Origin of the sequence: Plantactinospora solaniradicis, from assembly GCF_042658085.1 — a bacterium.
Lineage (GTDB): Bacteria > Actinomycetota > Actinomycetes > Mycobacteriales > Micromonosporaceae > Plantactinospora > Plantactinospora solaniradicis.
The window spans coordinates 527,268-542,756 of record NZ_JBHSPR010000018.1; the positions used below are offsets into that span (position 1 = coordinate 527,268).

14 protein-coding genes are annotated in these 15,489 nt (G+C 69.6%); 2 read left to right on the forward strand and 12 right to left on the reverse strand.

The features are described from left to right. Positions 1–13: 13 nt before the first annotated feature. The 6 genes from ACFP2T_RS24180 to ACFP2T_RS24205 are packed head-to-tail and all read right to left on the reverse strand — an operon-like array spanning position 14 to position 6,675. Positions 14–1,204: an ABC transporter permease gene (locus ACFP2T_RS24180; protein WP_377425124.1), complete on the reverse strand. Its 1,191-nt coding sequence runs from the start codon at positions 1,202–1,204 to the stop codon at positions 14–16. Next, a complete protein-coding gene (locus ACFP2T_RS24185) occupies positions 1,201–1,896 on the reverse strand; it encodes an ABC transporter ATP-binding protein (protein WP_377425126.1) in 696 nt (231 codons plus the stop codon). Before ACFP2T_RS24185 ends, ACFP2T_RS24180 begins: the two co-directional genes overlap by 4 nt. Beyond that, positions 1,893–3,125, reverse strand: a complete 1,233-nt coding sequence (locus tag ACFP2T_RS24190) for an efflux RND transporter periplasmic adaptor subunit (protein ID WP_377425127.1) — start codon at positions 3,123–3,125, stop codon at positions 1,893–1,895. Before ACFP2T_RS24190 ends, ACFP2T_RS24185 begins: the two co-directional genes overlap by 4 nt. Before the next feature lie 41 nt (positions 3,126–3,166). Further along, a complete protein-coding gene (locus ACFP2T_RS24195; RefSeq protein ID WP_377425129.1) occupies positions 3,167–4,657 on the reverse strand; it encodes a sensor histidine kinase in 1,491 nt (496 codons plus the stop codon). 2 nt (positions 4,658–4,659) lie between these two features. Continuing rightward, complete coding sequence (locus ACFP2T_RS24200) at positions 4,660–5,364, reverse strand: response regulator transcription factor (protein ID WP_377425130.1); 705 nt, start codon at positions 5,362–5,364, stop codon at positions 4,660–4,662. A 30-nt stretch (positions 5,365–5,394) separates the two neighbouring features. Beyond that, positions 5,395–6,675 carry an efflux RND transporter periplasmic adaptor subunit gene (locus ACFP2T_RS24205; RefSeq protein ID WP_377425131.1) on the reverse strand — a complete coding sequence of 427 codons (1,281 nt, stop codon included), beginning with the start codon at positions 6,673–6,675 and terminating at the stop codon, positions 5,395–5,397. Positions 6,676–6,857: 182 nt separating this feature from the next. Here ACFP2T_RS24205 and ACFP2T_RS24210 point away from each other — a divergent pair, with 182 nt between their 5' ends. Further along, complete coding sequence (locus ACFP2T_RS24210; protein WP_377425133.1) at positions 6,858–7,433, forward strand: hypothetical protein; 576 nt, start codon at positions 6,858–6,860, stop codon at positions 7,431–7,433. Positions 7,434–7,505: 72 nt separating this feature from the next. Here ACFP2T_RS24210 and ACFP2T_RS24215 read toward each other — a convergent pair whose 3' ends face one another. The 5 genes from ACFP2T_RS24215 to ACFP2T_RS24235 form a co-directional block, all read right to left on the reverse strand. Next, positions 7,506–8,771 (reverse strand): erythromycin esterase family protein, encoded by a 1,266-nt coding sequence (locus ACFP2T_RS24215; protein WP_377425134.1) that lies wholly within the window; start codon positions 8,769–8,771, stop codon positions 7,506–7,508. 80 nt (positions 8,772–8,851) lie between these two features. After that, positions 8,852–10,471: a CotH kinase family protein gene (locus ACFP2T_RS24220; RefSeq protein ID WP_377425135.1), complete on the reverse strand. Its 1,620-nt coding sequence runs from the start codon at positions 10,469–10,471 to the stop codon at positions 8,852–8,854. Next, positions 10,471–11,148: a DUF4956 domain-containing protein gene (locus ACFP2T_RS24225; protein ID WP_377425136.1), complete on the reverse strand. Its 678-nt coding sequence runs from the start codon at positions 11,146–11,148 to the stop codon at positions 10,471–10,473. The genes ACFP2T_RS24220 and ACFP2T_RS24225 overlap by 1 nt, the downstream gene beginning before the upstream one ends. A gap of 5 nt (positions 11,149–11,153) precedes the next feature. Then, complete coding sequence (locus tag ACFP2T_RS24230) at positions 11,154–12,089, reverse strand: polyphosphate polymerase domain-containing protein (RefSeq protein ID WP_377425138.1); 936 nt, start codon at positions 12,087–12,089, stop codon at positions 11,154–11,156. Between the two features lie 155 nt (positions 12,090–12,244). Continuing rightward, positions 12,245–13,714 carry an MFS transporter gene (locus ACFP2T_RS24235; protein ID WP_377425233.1) on the reverse strand — a complete coding sequence of 490 codons (1,470 nt, stop codon included), beginning with the start codon at positions 13,712–13,714 and terminating at the stop codon, positions 12,245–12,247. Between the two features lie 506 nt (positions 13,715–14,220). Here ACFP2T_RS24235 and ACFP2T_RS24240 point away from each other — a divergent pair. Continuing rightward, positions 14,221–14,844 (forward strand): hypothetical protein, encoded by a 624-nt coding sequence (locus tag ACFP2T_RS24240; protein ID WP_377425139.1) that lies wholly within the window; start codon positions 14,221–14,223, stop codon positions 14,842–14,844. Between the two features lie 29 nt (positions 14,845–14,873). On the opposite strand, the gene ACFP2T_RS24245 is transcribed toward ACFP2T_RS24240, so the two are convergent. Next, a complete protein-coding gene (locus ACFP2T_RS24245; RefSeq protein WP_377425141.1) occupies positions 14,874–15,404 on the reverse strand; it encodes a DUF6244 family protein in 531 nt (176 codons plus the stop codon). Between the last annotated feature and the right edge of the window lie 85 nt (positions 15,405–15,489).

Consider the following 15,489-nt stretch of genomic DNA (forward strand, 5'->3'; position numbering starts at 1 on the left):
GGGGTCTCCTGAGTCATTCGTAGCGGAGGGCGTCGATGGGGCGGAGTCGGGCCGCCCGGTTGGCGGGCACGCTGCCGAAGAAGAGCCCGATCGCGACCGACACGCACAGGGCGAGGGCGATCGAGCTGGGCACGATGACCGGTCGTACCCCGACGATTGCGAAGTTGCTGCCGATGTATGCGGCGGCGACGCCCAGCCCGCCACCCAGCAGGCTCAGCATCGTGGCTTCGGCCAGGAACTGGGTGAGGATGGCCCGTCGTGGTGCGCCGAGGGCTTTGCGGATGCCGATTTCGCGGGTGCGTTCGGTGACCGTGACGAGCATGATGTTGGTGATGCCGATGCCGCCGACCAGCAGGCTGATGCCGGCGACGGCGCCGAGGAGTGTGGTGAACGTGTCGGCCGTCTCGGTCTGCGTCTGCAGGAGTTGGGAGGCGTTCTGGATGCGGTAGGGCTGGGTGTTCGAGGCGGCGGGCGCCTGGATTCGCTGGGACAGGATCAGGGAGACCTGTGCCTGCGCGTCGGTCACCTTCTCCGGGGTGCGGGCCTCGACCACGATCGAGGTGAGCGTGCCGTACCCGGTCAGTGCCTGCTGGACCGCGGTCAGCGGCGCGATCGCGACGTCGTTGGCGTCCATGAAGCCGGAGGCGCTGCTCTTCTCGTCGAGCACGCCGACGACCGTGAACAGGGCACCGTTGACGGTGATCTCCTTGCCGACGGGTTCGACGCCGGGGAACAGTTCGTCGGCGACGGTCTGCCCGATCACCACGACCGGGCGGCCCTGTGCGACGTCATCGGCGGTGAACGCCGCTCCGGCACCGACCGGTGAGTTCGACGCGGCGAAGTAGCTCGGGGAACTGCCGACGAGTTGTTGCACCGAGTGGTCGGTGCCCTGGTAGGTCAGCGTCGCCTGGGTGCTGGTGACGGGCGAGACCGACGCGATGTCGGGGGCGAGGACCGGGTCGTCGAGCGCTTCGGCGACGGCCGGGGTGAGGACGGCGCTGCCCCCGACGCCTTGCACGGTCAGGGTCTTGGTGCCCAGCGCCTCGATCCGCTCGGCCACCTGACGGGCGGAGCCGTTGCCGACGGCGACCAGCAGAATCACGGCCGCGACGCCGATCAGGATGCCGAGCATGGTGAGGCCGGAGCGCAGCTTGTTGGCGCCGATCCCGCGTACCGCGAACCGCAGCACCTCGAGGACGCTCATGCCGGCACCCGCTGCTGTCGCACGTCGGCGACGATCTGGCCGTCGACGAGCCGGATCAGGCGGCTGGCACGGGCGGCCACGTCGTCTTCGTGGGTGATGAGCAGGATGGTGCGGCCGGCGGCGTGCAGGTCGTCGAAGATGCCGAGGATGTCCTCGGTCGACCGGCTGTCGAGGTTGCCGGTCGGTTCGTCGGCCAGTACCAGCGCGGGCTCGGTGACCAGGGCCCGAGCCACCGCGACGCGCTGCTGCTGTCCGCCGGAGAGCTGGTTGGGCTCGTGGTCGCCGCGCTGGGCGAGGCCGACCATGTCCAGCGCGGCTCGTGCCCGTCGACCGCGCTCGGCCGCCTTGATCCCGGCGTAGGCCAGGGGCAGTTCGACGTTGGCGACCGCGGTGGTGCGGGGGATCAGGTTGAACGACTGGAAGACGAAGCCGATGCGGCGGTTGCGTACCAGGGCGAGTTGGCGGTCGTTGAGCCGACTCACGTTGACGCCGTCGAGCAGGTACTGACCGGTGGTGGGGCTGTCGAGGCAGCCGAGGATGTTCATCAAGGTGGACTTGCCGGAGCCGGACGAACCCATGATCGCGACGTATTCGCCCTGTTCGACGGTCAGTGACGCTCCGCGTAGCGCGTGCACGGTGGCCGCACCCTGGCCGTACACCTTCGTGACGGTGCGCACGTCGAGGACGGTCACCGGCCACCTCCCAAACGTCCGCCGCCGGGGGGCCCTCCGCCGCCGGTGAAACCGCCGCCGCCGGTGAAGCCGCCGCCCGGCAATGTCCTCTGGTTGGAGGAGTCGCTCGGCGTGTCGATCAGGACCTGCTCTCCGGCGGTCAGCCCGGACTTGATCTCGGTCGTGCTGTCGCCCTTGAGACCGAGTTCCACCGCGCGTACGGCTCGCTGGCCGTTGTCCAGCACAGTGACGGTGTGGCGGCTGCCCGCGCTGGTGACGGCCGCCGAGTTGACGTACACGACGTTGTCGGCCTGGCCGACGGTGACCGACACGTTGACGCTCTGCCCGGCGCGTACCCCCTCGGGCAGGTCGTCGAGGGTGAACGTGACCCCGTAGGTGACGACGTTGTTCTCTGACGTCGCGTTGGGGTCGATGGCGGCGAGCTTGGCCGTGGACCGGGCGCCGGGCAGCGCGTTCCAGGTGACGGTGCCGGTTTGGCCGGTCTTGAGCTTCGTGGCGTCCGCCTCGGCGACCGACGCGGAGACCTCCAGCCGGCTCAGGTCGGCGATCTCGATGAAGCCGGCCGACGACCCGGACCCGGTGTCGCCGCCGCTGGAGGCGCCGCTCGGCGCGTTGCCATCGCCGTTCGAAGTGTTGTTGTTGCTGCTGCCGCTCCCCGAGGCCGATCCGCCGACGGTGCCGTTGACGGCGGTCACCGTGCCGGCCATCGGCGCCTTGAGGGTGGTGCCGGCCACGGCGTCCTCGGCCTCGTCGACGTCGAGTTCAGCCTGGTCTACCTCGGTCTCGGCCGCGGAGGTGTCGCCGTCGGCGTCCTCTGCCCGGTCGAACGCGGCCTTCGCGGCGTCGAGGTTGGTCCGGGCAGCGGTGAGCTGCCGCCGCGCGGCCGTGTCGTCCACTGCCGCCAGTGCCTGGCCCTTGGTCACCTTGTCGCCGACCTGCACCCGGATCGCGGTGACGGTGCCGGAGGTGCCGAAGGCGGCGGTCGCCGTCGAGGCGCTGCGTACGGTGCCGGAGGCGGAGACCGTCGCGGTGACAGTGCCCTGGGCCGCGGCGATGGTGCGACTGCCGCCGGAGCCCGGCTCGGCGGCCTCCGCGGTGCTGAATGACGTGTACGCCCAGGTGGCCGCGCCGGCCACCGCCAGGGCGAGTATGACGTTGACGATCAGGGCTGGTGACGTCCGCAGTCTCGAAAACGACGGCCTGCCCGGTCTCGGGAGGGTGTGGCGCATGCGCGACAGCTTGCAGGAGGCGGCTCGGAGCAAGCCCCGCGCTAGCTCAAAGCTGACTGGGAACCGGTGGGCAGCAGCACCCGGAACGCGGCCCCCTGGCCGGGACTCGTCTTCAGTTCGACCCGGCCGCCATGACTGTTCACGATCGCCGCGACGATCGACAGACCGAGCCCGGAGCCGCCGTTGCTGCGGGCGCGGCTCGGGTCCGCCCGGTAGAGCCGCTCGAAGATCCGCCCGGCATGCTCCGGGGGTACGCCGGGGCCGTTGTCGGCGACCTCGAGTACCGCGATCGGCGTACGCCGGGGCAGCTCCTCGCCGACCGTCGCGGCCGTGATCCGGCCCGGTCGGTAGTCCGCCAGCCGGCCGACCCGTACGGTGATGTCGGTGTGCGGCGGCGTGTGCTGTAGCGCGTTGGCGACGAGGTTGGTCGCGACCTGGCGGAGCCGGTGCTCGTCGCCGAGGACCGTCACCGGGTCGAAGGCGCACTGGTCGCCGCCGAAGCTGGCCAACCGGACGGGGCGGTCGGGTCGGCGGGCGTGTGCGTCGCGGATCGTGTCGGCGGCGATCGCGAGCAGGTCGACCGGGCGCCGCTGCGGCTCACGCTGGTGGTCCAGCCGGGCCAGCAACAGCATGTCTTCGACCAGCAGCCCCATCCGCGCGGCCTCCGCCTCGATGCGGGACATCGTCTCGTCCAGCAGGGGCCCGGGCGGGGCTCCGCCACGCCGGTACAGCTCGGCGAAGCCGCGGATCGACGTGAGCGGCGTGCGCAGCTCATGCGACGCGTCCCCGACGAACTGCCGGAGCCGCTGCTCGGACGCGGTCCTCGCGGCGACCTCCGACTCGATCCGGTCGAGCATGGAATTCAGCGCGATACCCAGCCGGCCCGACTCGGTGTGCGGGTCGGCGTCGTCGACGCGGTGGGTCAGGTCGCCCGCGGTGATCGCGGTGGAGGTGCTTTCCATCCGGATCAGCGGACGCAGGCCGATCCGGACCACCGCGGCGGCGACCAGCGCGAGCAGGAACAGCACGACGAGCATCACGACCAGATCGATGGCGAGCAGCAGGTCCGCCGTGGCCTCGACCTGGCGAAGCGAGATCGCGGGCACGGCCATCCCGCCGTCGGGTTGGGTGACCACCGCCACCCGCCAGCGGTCCTCGCCGTCGACGGATTCCACGGTGAACGGCCCGCCCTCCGCCTTGTCCCGCAGCGCGGCGATCGCCCCCACATCGGGTGGTGAGATCTCGTCGGGCGACGGGGACGGCAGCCGACGGCCCTCGGAGTCGAAGACGAGGATGGTGCGGTACATGTCGAACCGGCCCCGGGGAAACGGGTTGTCGCCGGCCTGGTCGGGCGGGAACGGGCGGGTCGCGACGTGGCGCATCCCGGCGAGCTGGTTGTCGATCTGGTCGGTGAGGTACTGACGCAGCAGCACGATGCCGGCCGCGTTGGACACGACCAGGGCGACCGCGCTGAGCGCGGCGACGGCGACGACGAGGCGGGACCGCAGCGTCCAGTGCCGCCACCTGGGCATTCTCATTCGTCCGGGGGCAGGCGCAGCGCGTAACCCACACCACGGACCGTGTGGATCAGGGGCGGCTCCCCGCGGTCGATCTTCTTGCGGAGGTAGTAGACGTACGACTCGACGATCCGGCCGTCGCCGCCGAAATCGTAGTTCCAGACCCGGTCCAGGATCTGCGCCTTGCTCACCACCCGGCCCGCGTTCACCAGGAGGTATCGGAGCAGGTTGAACTCGGTCGGCGACAGGTCGACCAGCCGGCCGCCGCGGCGCACCTCGTGCGCGTCCTCGTCGAGTTCGACGTCGGCGTAGCGCAGGACACCGGTGTCGCCACTGGGCTCGACGCGGCTGCGGCGCAGGATCGCCCGGATGCGCAGTACGACCTCCTCCAGGCTGAACGGCTTGGTGACGTAGTCGTCGGCGCCGACGGTCAAGCCGGAGATTCGGTCCTCGACCGCGTCGCGTGCGGTCAGGAACAGCACCGGGACGTGCGGCCCCGGCCCGGTCCGCAGGCGCTGGGCGACCTGGAAGCCGTCGAGGTCGGGCAGCATCACGTCGAGCACCACCAGGTCGGGCTCGAACTCGACAGCCGCCGCCAACGCCTCGTGCCCGCCGCTGGCGACCCGTACGTCGAACTCGATGAGCCGCAGCGTCGCCGACAGCAGGGCACAGATATTGGGCTCGTCGTCGACGACGAGCACTCGGGTCAACCGTCCAGCCACGTCATCTCTTCTATCGGAGGTACCTCAGAGTTAGCTGGGACTTTCCTCGACGCCGACTGTGACAATCTCGTCGCCTTCGATGAGCCCGCTCGTGATCTCCGCGTACTGGTCGCCGCGCAGCCCGACGCCGACGGCCCGGACCTGATCGCCGGCGGCGGTCCTGACCACGACGGATCCGTCGCCGCGCACCGCCGTCGAGGGCACCCGCAACACGCCGGCGACCTCACCCGTCCGCACCCGGACGTTCGCGCTCTGGCCCACGAGAAGCTCCGCCGGGACCTCCTCGAAAGCGAGGACGACGCCGTAGCGCACCAGGTCGCCATCGGCGACGCCGACCGGGTCGACGCGCACGACGCGTGCGGCGAACTCCTCGGTCGGCCGGTTGGCGAGCGTGACGGTCGCACTCTGGCCGATCTTCAGACGGCCCGCGTAGGCCTCCGGGACATCGGCCGCCACCTGCATGCCCGCCACGTCGGCCAGGGTGACGAAGGTGCCGCCCGTGCCGACGTCGGCGCCCACCGCACCGGCAACGGCGAGTACCTTTCCGCCGATCGGGGCTTTGATCTTCGTGCCGACGAGTCGATCCTGCGCCTCGGCGAGCGCGACCTCGGCACTCGTCACCCGCTGCTGCGCGGCGAGCAGAGGATCTTCGGTCCGCTGACCGGAACACGTGGTACTCCGGCCGCCGCCCACTGCCCGACCGTCCGGTGCCTGGCCGCGACCGGAGCGCGGCGGCTGGCTTGCTGGCGGCTGGGCCGCCGGCGGTTGAGTCGATCGCGTCGGCGACGGGGACGGTTGGCTGCTCGGTGACGCCGACGGCGTCGCGGTAGGCGACGGTGCCACGCCGCTACTGGCGACCAGCGCAACCGGGAGGGCCTGCCCGGTGCGGGGGGCGGAGACGGGGCAGGCGCCCGTCCCGGCGTCGGCCGCCTCCTCCGCGTCCTCGAGCGCCTCCTCCGCGTCGTCGAGTGACTGCCGCGTGTCCTCCACCCGTTCCTTCGGGTCGGTGGCGTCGATCTCGGCCAGCACCTGGCCGGTCTTCACCTGGTCACCGGGGCGTACGTTGACCGCCGTCACCGTGCCGTCGGTGGCGAAACCGAGCGTGCGGGTCTGCGCGGGCTCGAGTGATCCGGTCGTCGCGACAGCCGTGACCACCTCACCCCGGTCGACCCGCGCGGTGCTGGGCCTGCCCGACGGCTCCGGCTCTCCCGAGTGGAGCGCCCATGCCACGGCGCCGATCACGACCAGCGCGGCGAGGCCGCACACGGCGAGCCGGCTGCGGCCACGCCATCTTCTTCGGAGGAAGCCCATGAGCGGCGAGTATCGGCGGCTCACCTCGCAGCCGGCTGAGCCGTACCTCGGAGTTTCCTCAGAGTCGATTCGAAGGGTTTTTTGAGCTTGGCCTGACCTGGCGTGGAGGTAGTGGCGGTTGCATGGGCCGGCGTGCTGCGGAACGTTTCCCGACCCGGCGGCACGACGAGGATGGAGGACCTGTGTCTCTGCGCACGCGACAGTCTCCCCGTACCCGATGGACCCTGGCGCTGGCCGCCGGGTCGGCGGTGCTGCTCTTGGCGGCCGGTTGTGGCTCGGATGGTGACGGTGAGTCCAGCGGCTCCGGCCAGGGCTCCGCGCCCGAAGGAGCGTCGGCATACCTCGACTGCCTCCGCGACCAGGGCCTGGACATCTCAAACACCCTTCCCTCCGGCCGTCCCAGCGGGTTCCCGTCCGGCCGTCCCAGCGCGTTTCCCTCCGGCCGTCCCAGCGGGTTCCCGTCCGGCGGGCCAGGTGGTGGGCGAATGGGTGGCTTCCGCCCTGACGGGGTCGACGACGCGACCTGGCAGAAGGCTCAGGATGCCTGCGCGTCGCTGCGGCCCACCGGCGGACCGCAAGGCACCGGCCGTGGCGGCCCTGGCGGCGGCAACCGCGACGGGGGTGCGGCCTACCGCAACTGCCTCGCCGACCGGGGTGTCGACCTGCGGGCCAACCCGGCTACGACCGATCCCAAGGTCGCCGAGGCCATGCAGGCGTGTGCCGTGCTCCGTCCGACCGCCGCCGCCGCCACGCCGTAGTTACTTTGCCTGACGGGGGGTAAGAAGACGTGAACGCCCCGAACACACCCGGTCGACATGGGACGTTCCCGGTCAGCCGGACACCTGCTCGGTCGTGGAGGTCTCGGGAATGTTCACCACCAGGTCGTAGGCGTCGAGCAGCCGTACCTCCTGATAGGTGTCCATGACCCGAATCCGCTCCGGACCGGTCAGCCGTCCCCGTGCCCCGCGCAGGTCGACCGCCCGCAGCCCCGGCACGGGAGCGAACGCCGCCTCCACGCTGCCCTCCCGCGCCGGATCGAGGTCGACTCCGACGATCTCCACACCGCCCGGCCGTGCCGGGTTCGCCCGGCGGGTCACCGTACGGCCGGAGGTGCTGGTCACGGCCATCGCCACGTAACCGTCGCCCAACCGGTTCGCCAGATGGTGCCCCATCGCGGACAGCGAGAACGCCGGCGTGACGACCGGTGTCCGCTGGATGTGACTGTTGTGCGCCCCGATCACGATCTTCGTGTCCGGCCCGAACCGGTCGAGCAGCCAGAACACCGTCTCGGCCATGCCACGGTCGCGGGCGGCCACCTTCGGATGAGCCGTGTCACCCGCCATTCGCGCGGCCGTGCTCCGCAACGACTGGTCCAGCAGGCAGACCAGCCGCAACTCGCGCCGGGCGACCTCGTACGACTCGACGCCACGCGCCGACACGTACTCCATTTCCAGCGAGTCGAACCGGGTCGCCAGCTCCGCGAGCATCGCCGTGATCCCGTTCCGCTCGGCTGCGGCGAGCTGGCCGTACGCGGCGTACGCCGGCAACGGGTGCTCGCCCGCGAACTTCTCCATCAGCGCCAGCAGCTGGTCGACGACGACCACCGCGTCGCCGTCGACCGCGCTCAGGTAACGCCCGATGTTGTGCATCGCCCGAAGCGGGGACACCGTGGAACCCGGTACATCGATCCCGAAGAACCGTACCGGCGTCATCCCGGCGACGTTGACCTCCCGCATCCACCGCAGGTGCGCGCGCATCTCCGCGGACCGTCCGAACGTGTAGGTGATCCCACTGTCGGCAATCGTCCGAAGGTCGCCGGGACCGCCACGCAACCACTCGTCCACGGCAAGTCCCTCGCTGAACCCCGACTCCAGGCCGAAGACGGTGAACCCCAACCGCTCCACCAGGAACCGCGTCAACCGGTGCCGCAGCAGGGCGAACTCCCGAACCAGGTGCGAACTCTCGCCGATGGCCACCACCCGGGCTCCGGCCAGCCGTACGGCCAGCGGCTCCAGATCGTCGAGCGGTGCTTCCGGATCCAGCGTGTCCAGGGCCATCGCCTCGTCGGCAACGAAGTCAAGGAAGGAGCCAGGCACAGGGCCACGCTACCCGGCCGTCATCTCCGAGCCCGATGATCGGTACCGCAGAGTCCTGCGTCTCGTCGCCGACTACGGCGTTACCCGCCGGTGGTGACGCGGTCGGTGGCGAGGTGCGCGGTACGTTGCCGGACGAGCGTCCTCAGCTGCTCGACGTCTGCCGTGGTCTTCTGCTCGTCGTATCCGGCGACGGTGGACAGGACCTTGGTGATGCCCTCGACGGCCTTCAACGCGGTGCCGTCCGCGTAGATCTTGCGGTAGAGGTCGCGGTAGGCGTTCTCGTACACCGGCTTGAAAGCGGCGCTGGCGAGGAAGCGTTCCTTGAGCTTGTTGCCGCCGAGGCCGCCCGGCCGACCCCGCATGCCCTCGGGTAGTTGCATGCCCTCGGGTGGCTGGAAGCCCTGTGGGACGTCTCCGCCCTGTGGGAAACGGCCGCCCATCCGACCGGCGTCGTGTGGTCCCTGGGTGGCGTCTCCCGTGAAGGTCAGGTTGTAGTCCCAGCCGACGACGGTGAACTTCTTCGTGTCCAGGTCGTACCACAGGTAGTAGTTGCGGCCGGGCCCGGCCATATCGTCGAAATTGAGCAGTAGGTTCTGCACGGCCAGATAGCGGGCGAGGGCCTGCACGTCCACCCGGTCGTCCAGGTGGGCGTCGAACTCGGCGTCGCTGCTGGTGTTGACCCACCTGATCAGGTTGATGACGGGCTGGAGGTCCTGGCTGCCCTTCATCGTGATCTGTGTGAAGTCGTCGGCGTAGCTGGTCGGGTCGTCGCCCTGGTCGGTGAACTGGCCGGTGGCCAGGCTCTTATACAGCACACCGTCGCCGCCCAGCGTGTCGGCGAAGCCTTCGTCCGGGTGCTCGACGACGAGCCGGGCGGTGGTGGGCCGGTTGTTGACGGTGAAGCTCGAGTACGCGTACCGCTGGGCGGTCTCTCCGGCGGCGGCCAGCACGTGCAGCGACACCGCCTCGTTGAGGACCGTGGGGCCGCCGCCCATGCCGGAGACCCGCACCGCGACCTCGCGGTGGCCCTGGTAGCGGCGGCCCTCGACGAACTCGTCGAAGCGGATCAGCCAGGGCAGGTTCTCCGGCTCCTCGGCCTTGAGCGACGTCCGGCCGAACCCGCCGGGGCCACCACCGCCCCGCGCCTCCGCCGGTGCGCCGTCGGGGAGACCACCGCCGGGGAAGACCCGGGCGGGGCCGTTGCCGCCCGGCTGGGGTTCCTGTCCGGCGCCCGGGGGCCGGTCGCGGCCGAATCCCCGCTGCCGGGCTTCACCGTTACGGGTCAGCCCGCCGAGGGTGGAGTTGCCTTTCAACCGGATACCGACGCTGGGAATGCGGGTGCCGTCGATCGTCAGGTCGGCGTCGAGGAAGCTTTTCTCGTCGTCCTGCCAGAAGTCGTCGAGCAGCCGCTGGTAGTCCTCGTCGCGGAAAGTCACCGTGATGCGGTGCGCCACGGTCGCGTCGAAGAGGTCCGTCGTCCCGAGGATGTTCTGGGTGACCTGGTCGGCGGTGGTGGCGCTGCCGCTGGTCACCAGAGGGGTGACCCGCACGGTGCTGAACACCACCGCGCAGACGACGATGAACGCCGCGCAGGCGGCGAGCAGCTTCCAGTAGTGCCGCACCCGCACCGGAACGCGGTGCGCCAGCCTCCGCCGGATCGAAGCGGGCGGGGGCGCCGGGGGCGCTTGCAACGGTGTCATCACAGGTCCGTCTGGTCGTAGCCGGTCAGCACGGTCACCCGCTGCCCGCCGGTCCGCTCGCCGAGAGCCGTGATCAGGTCGCCGGGTCCGTGGCCCTTCTTGAGCCGGACGGTGTACATCATCTCGGTCAGGGCACCACCGCGGATCGACTCCATGCTCACCAGCTCGAACTCACTGGTGTGCGCGATGAGCACGTCCTGGATGTGTGCGGTGTAGTCGCCGTCCGGCGGAACCTGAACCTTCACCACCTGTCGCTGAATGCTGGAGGCGAACCAGTTGAAGCGGTACATCACCAGGATGATGAGGCAGATCGCGACGGCGGCGACGATCGCGAGGGTGTAGAACCTGGTGCCGGCTGCCATCCCGACGCCCATGACCAGGAAGATGAAACCGACGTCGCGGGTCTCCTTGATGGCGTTGCGGAACCGCACCACCGACAGCGCACCGACCAGGGCGAAGGCGCGGGCGATGTTCGACCCGACCACCAGCATGATCAGCGCGATCAGCATGCCGAGGATGACGAGGGTCTGCACGTAGGACTGGCTGTAGGACACGTTGCGATGGGTGAACCGGTAGACCCAGCCGATCATCGCGCTGAGCACGAACGACAGTGACAGCGCGATCGCGATGTCACCGACGCTGAACGTGCCGGACAGGTCCTGGACGTCGAATGGCATGGGGGTCAGGCCTCACTTCGGGCAGTAGCCGGCACCGGGGCGCCGGCGGGGTCGTCATCGCAGACATGGAAAACCGATCGAGGTACCCGGCCGAATGCCTCGACGCTCTGGCAGTACTTCGAAATCCGCACCACCGACATGCTCAGGTCGGCCGCGAGGTCGGTGAGCCAGTACGGCACCCGCTCGTTCGCCTTCAGCTCCACCACGGCCAGCCGAGCCGGGACGATGAGCCGATTCTCGGCGTCGGCGCCGAGATGGAAGTCGCGGTCCCGGCCACGGACCCGGTGATCGACAGTGACCCGCAGACCGGCCTCGGCACCGCGACCGATGAACGCCTCACGCTGATACCCGGTCATCGCCACCGGGCGCAGGTCCAGCCGGCACAGAAGATCCAGCACCTCCTCGAGGAACGCCCGCTGGCCCGGCTCGTGCTCCACCATCACCCGGCGGTCGCACAGCTCACGAGCGAGGCGGTACGGCAACGCCACCCGCCGCTTCTGAGTGACCCGGTTGACCCGCTGCTTGATCTCCACGAACACTGTGCTGTCGTCGTCGACGGTCAGCCGGTCGCCGTAGTGCCGCACCCGCAACTTGCGTCGGAACCGCAAGCCCTCGATCTTCTCCCAGTAGAACCGAAGATCACGGGTGTCGTAGTAGACGCTCCAGACGCCGTAGCCGCCACCGACGCCGTGGCTGTCGACGTCGAGCCGGCTGGCGAGTTGCCTGCGCAGCTCGGGCACGGCGGTGCTCGGCAACAGATACTTGATCTCGTAGCGGTTGAAGGCGTGCAGCCTGCTCGGCGCCCGCAGCGCATGACCGGCGTGATCATCGGTACCGTCCGGAGCCGGGCTGGCCGGCGGTGTCGAACGGTCGGAGTCTGGCGGGTCACCGATGCCGGGGCGATCCGGCGGCACGGCACGTCGTCGGAACGGCAGTCGCATCCTCGTAGCCCATCTGATTGCGGTAGGGACGAAGGGACGTAACCAGATGAACCTCAAAGCGAGCTTTGAACTACGTCAGAACTAGACGTGAACGCAGGGTGTACGACGGTCGAACGACATCGATGATCGACCGAATGAGACAGGGTGAGGTCGGGTTACTCCGCAGCCATCCCCACAGGCCGGCGGTCAGGGCCGTGGTCCACCTCGTGGAACAGCGCCGCCGCGCGTCTCGCACTGGCCGCGGCCCACTGCCCGGTGCTGCTCAACGCCAGGACCAGGACCGCGACCCCGAGGAACAGCACCAGCCACCACACGCCGCGCTCGGCGCTCGTGAACGCCAACCCGCCCCGGGCCGAGGCCGACGCCACCACGGTTCCCGAGATCGCGACGCCCAGAGCCGTACCGGTCTGCCGGGCGGCAGACGGCAACGAGGCCGCCAAGGCAGCCATCGAGCCAGGCATCCCGGACACCGCCGTATTGGTCACCGGCGCGATGACGGTCCCGAGAAAGAGCCCGAACAGCAGATAACTCACGAGCACAACCGGCAACGGCGTGGCCGGCCCTAGCAACATCGACGTACCGGCACCCAGCGCCAACGCCAACCCGGACACCGACAACGGCAGCCGCGGCCCGCGTACGGCGACCACCCGGCCCGCCAGCGGAGACACCACCGCCACGACCACCCCGACCGGCAGCAGGCACAACCCGGCCTCCAACGGCGACATGCCCCGCACGTCCTGGAGATACTGCGTCGTGACAAACAGGAAGGCACCGAAACCGCACATGCCGAACAGCGATATCAGAATCGCGGAGCTGAACGGCAAACTACGAAACAGCCGCAACTCCAACAACGGATCGACACGGCGCGGTTCGTAGCGCACGATTCCCACCAGGCCGAGCGCAGCGGCAGCGAGCAGACCGACGATGACCGGGGAATTCCAGCCCAACCGCGGCGACTCGATGATCGCGTAGACGACACCACCCAGCACGAGAACCAGCAGACACTGACCCACCAGGTCGAAACGGCGAACCCGGGCGGCGCGCGACTCCGGTACGAACACCGCGGCGCAGACCATCGCCACGGCCACGATCGGCAGGTTGATCCAGAAAATCCAGCGCCAGCCGAAATTGTGCACCAGCGCACCACCGATGACCGGCCCCAACGCCTGCGACAACCCGGTCATCGAGCTGAACACACCAATGGCCCTGGCCCGCTCGACCGGATCGGGAAACGTCGTCGCGACGATCGCCGTCGCGACCGGATTGAGCATGGTGCCGCCCACGGCCTGCAGGACGCGCGCCGCGACCAGCCACCCGATGCTCGGCGCCAGGCTACACAGCAGTGACCCGAGCCCGAAGGTAGCCAGGCCAATTTGAAAGGCACGCCGTCGACCGATCCGGTCCGCGGTGGAGCCGGCCAGCACCAGAAAGCTGGCCAACACCAGCGTGTACGCGTCGACGGTCCACTGAAGGCCCGACTCCGGGGCGTGCAGATCCCGGCGGATCGCCGGCAACGCCACATTGACGATGGCGATATCCATCACCACGACAATCACGCTGGCGCAACAGACCGCAAGCACCAGAAACCGACGCCGAGCGCCACCACACGACCCAACTGACGGCATGCGCTGGACACTTCGCCGACGAACGGCAATCAGACCACGACGCAACACCTCACCACGCCAACCCAACACGGAACGCGGGTGCAAGCTCAACCACTGTGACACCGGGCACACGATCCTCGGCGGGCGTCTCGATAGGCCGTGCACACCGCGACGATGCCGGATTCGTCGTCACGCAGGACCGGGCCGGCTCTGGTCTCGTCGACGGTCGCGTCTGTTCCGTTCGGGTGTTTCTGTGCGAGCATCGATCGACCATTGTTGTTGGGCGCTCGCCCGGGGAGGTTCGGGTGGGCGATCGGAAGCGGAGCAGCCGGCGGCAGCGGCGGGAGCCGATCCGGCGGATGATCCCGCCCACCCGGGTTCCGGATGGTCGGCGGCCTCATGGCGACGAGCCGGCGTTGATGCCGGTGTACGAGTTCAGTCCGATGTTCGGTCAGCTCGTCGAGGCTCCGGTGGAAGTCGTGCCACTGCTCGCGGTCCTCGCCGGGCTGCACCAGAGGCAGAGTGGCATGCCGGTCGGCGCGTGCGTTCCGACGAGTTATCAGATCAGTGGGGCGCTGCGGCATCTCGGCTTCGAGGCCGAGCCGGTGGCTGCCTGCGCCACGCTCTACCGGGTGACCGACACGTTCTCCGAGGTCTCCGAGGTGGGCGTGTGGAAGCGCCCGCCGGTCGTACATCCCGATGGCACCACGACCGGGCACATGGTCGTGTGGACGTCGTCGTTCGCGCGGCTCGTCGATGCCACGCTGGTGCAGGACCCGGTCTTGTTGGCGGCGGCCCAGTCCGATCCGGTGTACTCGATGCCGGTGTTCGTCGACGCCTCCGCGGATCGGGAGGAGTTTCTCCGGTCCAAGCCGGTCGTCCAGCTCGATGACGGCCTGCACGCGTCCTGGGTCCTGCTGCCGGAGTGGACGACATTCATGGACCCGATTCTGGAGGGGACGACCGGCGCGATTGTGGAAGTCGGCGCGCTCGTTCTGGCGACAGATGCGCTCCGCCTCATCGGGGCTTTGGGAGAGGAACGGGACCTGACGGCGTTACCGGCCCGGTATCCGCGGCTCGGGGCGCTGCTCGTGGGGGATGAGCGGCTACCGGAACTGCCGCCCGAGCCGCCGCCGGAACCGGTGCGTTGAGGAGGCGGCCGCTACGCGGGGAGCCCCGGTCAGTTTCCCGAGGATCCGAGCTGTCGCGCCTCGGCGATCGCCGCGTTGACGAGCTGGTGAGCGGTGCCGGTGCGTTGGGCGACCTGGGTCAGGACCTGTTTGATGTTTTCCAGTGCCGAGAGCATCGGTCCGGGTTGACCGCCCTGCAGGATGGCGGTGACGAGTTGTTGTGCCTCGGTGGCCTGCTCGATGGTCCGGGCCGCCACGCCGCGGGTGTTGTCGAGGGCGCTCTGCACGGGCGCCAGTCCGCTGATCGTCTCCTCCGGGGTGGCGCCCTGGGATACGGCGGCGGCGGTCCTCTTCGTCGCCTCGGCGATCAGTTCACCGAGTTCACCGAGGCGGCCCTGGATGGCGTTGATCGCGTCCCGTACCCGGGTCATGCCCGCCGCCACGGCGACGAAGCCGGCGCCGGCGGCCCGGGCGGCCACCTCCTGCGCCTGATTGCCGGCGGCGGCCGCCTGGCCCTGCGCACGCTCGACGCCCGTCGACAATGCACGGAGTTCACCGGTGAGCTTTTCGATGTTCGACACGTGGCGAGGTTTCCTCAATCGATTGTGAGGGTGGCAGACGACTGAAAAATAGCCGTCGTCACCTGGAACCACCAGATCGTGTAGC